Source organism: Rhodococcus sp. CX (assembly GCF_015865005.1).
Lineage (GTDB): Bacteria > Actinomycetota > Actinomycetes > Mycobacteriales > Mycobacteriaceae > Rhodococcus.
Genome location: NZ_JADZGH010000234.1, coordinates 1 through 6,503 on the forward strand (window position 1 = coordinate 1; position 6,503 = coordinate 6,503).

Annotated in this window: 1 protein-coding gene; it reads left to right on the forward strand. The window is 73.6% G+C overall.

Annotation, left to right across the window (positions count from 1 at the left end; all coding sequences use genetic code 11):
* Positions 1–6,503 (forward strand): non-ribosomal peptide synthetase (locus I0Q12_RS26265; protein ID WP_231611483.1); only part of this gene is annotated, 6,503 nt, incomplete at both ends.

A 6,503-nucleotide genomic window follows, 5' to 3' on the forward strand; every position in this document is an offset into this window, starting at 1 on the left:
TGCTGTCCCCGGACACCGTGCCCGCCCTCGACCCGGTCCCGGTCCCCGCCGACCGCCTCGACGACGCCCTCGCCGCCTGCGCGGCCACCGGATTCGACGTCGCCACCGACCTGCCGCTGCGGGTCACGCTGTTCGAACTCGGCGACGACGAGCACGTCCTGGCGGTGATCGCCCACCACATCGCCGCCGACGGTGCGTCCCTGGCGCCGCTGGCCCGCGACGTGATGACCGCCTACCTGGCCCGCAGCAGCGGCAGCGCCCCCGCGTGGGAACCGCTGCCGGTGCAGTACGCCGACTTCGCGCTGTGGCAGCGCGGCTGGCTCGGCGACCCCGCCGATCCCGAGTCGGTCGCCGGCCGCCAGCTCGCGTTCTGGCGCGACCGCCTCGCCGGCGCCCCCGAACTGTTGTCCCTGCCCACCGACCGGCCGCGGCCGCCGCAGCAGTCCTTCCGCGGCGACACCGTCCGGTTCGACATCGCCCCGGAGCTGTACCGGCGCATCGGGGCGATCGCGCAGGCCCACGCCGCGACCCCGTTCATGACGGTGCACGCCGCGCTGGCGGCGCTGCTCGCGCGGCTGTCCGGCAGCGACGACATCAGCATCGGTAGCCCCGTGTCCGGCCGCGGCGACCGCGCCCTCGACGAGCTGGTCGGCATGTTCGTCGGCACCGTCGTGCTGCGCACCCCGGTGTCCGGCGGGCGCTCCTTCGCCGAGCACCTGCAGGCGGTCCGCGCGATCGATCTCGACAGCTTCGAGCACACCGACGTGCCGTTCGAACTGGTCGTCGACACCGTCGCCGCCGGCCGCTCCGCCGCCTACTCGCCGCTGTTCCAGGTGATGCTCGCCTTCCAGAACAACGAGGCCGCCCACCTCGAGCTGCCCGGGCTGACCGTCGACGCCACCGAGATCGCCACCGACACCACCAAATTCGACCTGCACCTGCTGCTCAGCGAGGTGCCCGGCGACGACGGCGGCCCGGTCGCGCTCAGCGGGGCGCTGTCCTACGCCACCGACCTGTTCGACCGCGCCACCGCCGCCGCGTTCGCGGACCGGTTCGTGCGGCTGCTCACCGCCGCCGTCGACACCCCCGACGTCCCGATCGGCGACCTGGATCTGCTCACCCCCACCGAACGCACCCGGATCCTCGCCGAGTGGAACGCCACCGACGTCCCCCGCGTCGACGGCACCCTCGTCGACCTGTTCGACGCGCAGGTCCGGCGCAGCCCCGACGCCCCGGCCGTGGTGTTCGGCGACACCACCCTCGGCTATGCCGAGTTCGACGCCCGCGCCAACCGCCTCGCCCGCCACCTCATCGGCCTCGGCGTCGGCCCCGGCACCATCGTGGCGCTGGCCATGCACCGCTCGATCGACCTGCTCGTCGGCATGTACGCCGCCGGCAAGACCGGCGCCGCGCACCTGCCGCTCGACCCCGACCATCCCGCCGACCGGCTCGGCTACGTGCTGGCCGACGCGGCCCCGGCCTGCGTGCTGACCACCACCGCCGACCACGCCGACCTGCCCGCCGGCTCCGCCGTCGTGTATCTGGACCGGCTCGACACCGGCGGCTACCCGGACACCCCGGTCACCGACGCCGAACGCACCGCGCCGCTGCGCCCCGACGACCTGGCCTACGTCCTGTACACCTCCGGTTCGACCGGCCGCCCCAAGGGCGTGGCGGTCTCCCACGCCGCCATCGTCAACCGGCTGCGCTGGATGCAGCACGCCTACCCGCTGACCGCCGACGACACCGTGCTGCAGAAGACCCCCGCCACCTTCGACGTGTCGGTGTGGGAGTTCTTCTGGCCCCTGCAGACCGGGGCGCGGCTGGTCGTCGCCGCCCCCGACGGGCACCGCGACCCCGCCTACCTGACCCGGCTGATCGAGGACACCGGCGTCACCGTCGTGCACTTCGTGCCGTCGATGCTCGCGGTGTTCGTCGAGGCCATCGACCCGCACCGCTGCCGCTCGCTGCGGCTGGTGTTCTGTAGCGGCGAGGCGCTGCCCGCCGACACCGCCCGCGCCGCCCGCGCCGCGCTGCCCGCCACGGCGCTGCACAACCTGTACGGGCCCACCGAGGCGGCCGTCGACGTCACCGCCTGGCAGGTCACCGACGCCGACACCGGCGACGTGCCCATCGGCACCCCGGTGTGGAACACCCGCGTGCACGTGCTGGACGCGCGGCTGCAGCCGGTGCCGGTCGGCGGCGTCGGCGAACTGTATCTGTCCGGCATCCAGCTGGCCCGCGGCTATCCGTTCCGCCCCGATCTGACCGCCGACCGGTTCGTCGCGAACCCCTACGGCACCGGCGAACGCATGTACCGCACCGGCGATCTGGTGTCCTGGCGCGCCGACGGGGCGCTGCGCTATCTCGGCCGCAGCGACTTCCAGGTCAAACTCCGCGGCCAGCGCATCGAACTCGGCGAGATCGAACACGCGCTGCGCGCCCACGAGCACGTCGCGCAGGCCGCGGTGCTCGTGCACCACGGCGCCGACGACCGGCTCGTCGGCTACGTCGTGCCCGCCGCCGGCGGCTCCGTCGACCCCGCCGCGGTGCTCACGTTCGCCGCCGGGCGCCTGCCCGACTACATGGTGCCCGCCCAGCTCACGGTGCTGGACCGGATGCCGGTGGGCCCCACCGGGAAACTGGACCGGCGCGCCCTGCCCGCCCCGGAACCGGTCACCCCCGCCGACCACACCGCCCCGCGCAGCACCGTCGAGGAACTGCTCGCCTCGATCTTCGCGGACCTGCTCGGCGTCGACCGGGTCGGGGTGCACGACAACTTCCTCGATCTCGGCGGCAATTCGCTGCTCGCGATGCGCCTGGCCGCGCGGATCTCCGCGGCACTGGGCACCGACATCGGGGTGCGCGACCTGTTCGACAGCCCCACCGTCGCGGCGCTGGCCGCCCGCCTCGAACTCGGCGACGACACCGCGCTGCGCCCGACCCGGCCGCCGCTGCAGCCGGTGGAACTGCCGGAGAGGGTTCCGCTGTCCCCGGCGCAGCAGCGCATGTGGTTCATCAACCAGTTCGACACCGCCTCCCCGGCCTACAACATCGCCGTCGCGCTGCGGCTGACCGGCACCCTCGACGTGGCCGCGCTGCGGCACGCGCTCGCCGACGTGGCGCTGCGCCACGATTCGCTGCGCACCCGCTATCCGCTCACCGACGACGGGCCGACCCAGGTGGTGGTGCCGGCGACCGCGGCGCTGCCCGAGCTGACCGTCGCCGCCGTCACCGACCCGACCGACCCGATCCCCGACATCACCGCCGTGGTGTCCGCCGGTTTCGACGTGGCCGCCGAGGTCCCGGTGCGGCTGCGGCTGCTCACCGTCGACGAGCACGAACACATCCTGGTGCTCGTGGTGCACCACATCGCCGCGGACGGGTTCTCGATGCTGCCGCTGACCCGCGACGTCATCGCCGCCTACACGGCCCGCAGCGTCGGCGAGGCCCCGCAGTGGACGCCGCTGCCGGTGCAGTATCCCGACTACACGATGTGGCAGCACGCGGTGCTCGGCGACGACACCGACCCCGACTCGACCGCCGGGCGGCAGCTGGCGTTCTGGCGCGACACCCTCGACGGGGTACCCGAACTGCTGGAACTGCCGCTGGATCGGCCGCGGCCGGTGCAGCAGAGCCAGCGCGGCGCCCGCATCCCGTTCACCGTCGACGCCGACACCCACCGCGCGCTGACCACCCTGGCCCGCACCCACGACGCGTCGCTGTTCATGGTGGTGCACGCGGCGCTGTCGGTGCTGCTGGCGCGGCTGTCGTCGTCCACCGACATCGTGGTCGGCACGCCGGTGGCCGGCCGCGGCGACCGCGCCCTCGACGACATGGTCGGCATGTTCGTCAACACCGTGGTGCTGCGCACCGGCGTCGACGACCGGGAGTCGTTCACCGCGTTGCTCGAGCGGGTGCGCACCACCGACCTGTCCGCGTTCACGCACGCCGACATCCCGTTCGAGCGGCTCGTGGAGGTGCTCGATCCGCCCCGCTCGACCGCCTACTCGCCGCTGTTCCAGGTGCTCCTCGAGTTCCAGGACATCGAACGCCCCGAGGTGACCCTGCCCGGCCTGACCGCCACGGTGCTCGACCTCGAACCGGCCCTGTCGCACTTCGATCTGCAGCTGGCGATCGCCGAATCCACCGACGAGCACGGGCCGGCCGGGCTGCGGGCGGCGTTCACCTACGCCACCGACCTGTTCGATCCGGACACCGTCGTCTCCTTCGCCGACCGGTTCCGGCGGATCCTCACCGCGATCGTCACCGCCCCGGACCGGCCGGTCGGCGACATCGAGATCGTCACCCCCACCGAGCTGGCGACGCTCGCCCCGGCGCGGGGCCTGCCGCCGGTGTCCCCGCAGCTGTGGCCGGAACTGCTGTCCTCGGTCGCCGCGATCGTCCCGGAGTCGGTGGCGTTGTCCTTCGAGGGCCGCACCGTCACCTACGGCGAACTCGACGCCTGGTCCAACCGCGTCGCGCGGGTGCTGATCGACGCCGGCGCCGGCCCGGAAACATTTGTCGCCCTGGGCATCTCCCGGTCCATCGAGTCGGTCGCCGCGGTGTGGGCGGTCACCAAGTCCGGGGCCGCGTTCGTGCCCGTCGACCCGACCTATCCGGCCGAGCGGATCGGCTACATGCTCACCGACTGCCGCGCCACCATCGGGTTGACCACCGCCGCGCACCGCGCCGCGCTGCCGGAGACGGTGCCGTGGCTGGTGCTCGACGACCCGCAGGTCCGCGCCCGCCTGGCCACCGTCTCCGCGGACCCGGTCACCGACGCCGACCGCCGCTCCCCGCTGCACTTCGACCACCCCGCCTACCTGATCTACACCTCCGGCTCCACCGGCCGACCCAAGGGCGTCGTCGTCGCGCACCGCGGCCTGACCAACCTCAACGCCGAAGTGCGGCAACACTTCTCCATCACGCACGGGGCGCGGGTGTCGCATCTGGCCTCGCCCAGTTTCGACGCGTCGATCTTCGAGCTGACCAAGGCGTTCTGCGCCGGCGCGACGCTGGTGATCGTCCCGCCCACCGTGTACGGCGGCGACGAACTGGCCCGCATCCTGCGCGACGAACACGTCACCCACGCGTTCATCACCCCGACCGCGCTCGCCTCGCTCGACCCGGCCGGGCTCGACCACCTGGACGTGCTCGTCGTCGCGGGGGAGGCCTGCCCACCGGAACTGGTGGCACGCTGGGCCCCGAACCGGCACATGTACAACGGCTACGGGCCGTCCGAGGCGACCATCGAAACCAGCGTCAGCCCCGACATGCACCCCGGGGAAACCGTCACCGTCGGCCGCCCGGCCATCGGCTTCCACGAGGTGATCCTCGACGACCGGCTGCGTCCGGTCCCGGTCGGGGTGGCCGGCGAACTCTACATCGCCGGCCCCGGGGTGGCCCGCGGCTACCACCGCCGCCCGGACCTGACCGCCGCCCGGTTCGTCGCCGACCCCTACGGCCGCCCCGGGGAACGGATGTACCGCACCGGCGACGTGGTGCGCTGGCGCGCCGACGGCACCGTCGAATACCTCGGCCGCACCGACTTCCAGGTCAAGGTCCGCGGCTTCCGCATCGAACTCGGCGAGATCGACGCCGCGCTCGCCGCCCACCCGGACGTGACCTTCGCGGTCACCCTCGGCCACACCGCCCCCTCCGGCGACACCGCGCTGGTGTCCTACGTGCTGCCCGACATCGGCCGCACCGTCGACACCGCCGCCCTGCGCGTCCACGCCGCCGGCCGGCTGCCCGCCCACATGGTGCCCGCCGCGATCGTGGTGCTCGACGAGATCCCGCTGACCCCGGTCGGCAAACTCGACCGGCGCGCCCTACCGGTGCCGGACCTGACCGTCGGGGGCGGCGACTACCACCCGCCGAGCTCCGAGCTCGAGGCGACCATCGCCGAACTCGTCGCCGAGGTGCTCGGCCACGAGCGGGTCTCCGTCGACGACAGCTTCTTCGACATCGGCGGCAACTCGCTGCTCGCCACCCGGGTGCTGGCCCGCATCCCGCTCACCGCGGGGCAGCGGCCGGAGCAGATCCCGCTGTCCCCGGCGCAGCAGCGCATGTGGTTCGTCAACCAGTTCGACCCCACCTCCGCGGCCTACAACATTCCCCTCGCCATCCGGCTGACCGGGCGGCTGGACACCGCGGCGCTGACCACCGCCGTGCACGACGTGCTGACCCGCCACGAAAGCCTGCGCACCTGGTATCCGGCCGACGCCGGCGGCCCGGTGCAGCGGATCGCGCCGCCGGAGCGGGCCATGCCGGACCTGCAGCCGATCCCCATCGCCGCGGCCGGCCTGCCGGACCGGATCTTCGCCACCATCACCGCCGGTTTCGACGTGGCCACCGAGATCCCGCTGCGCGCCGCCCTGTTCACCCCCGGCCCGGACGAGCACGTGCTCGTGCTGGTCGTGCACCACATCGCCGCCGACGGCGCCTCCATGGCGCCGCTGGCCCGCGACGTGATGACCGCCTACCTGGCCCGCAGCAGC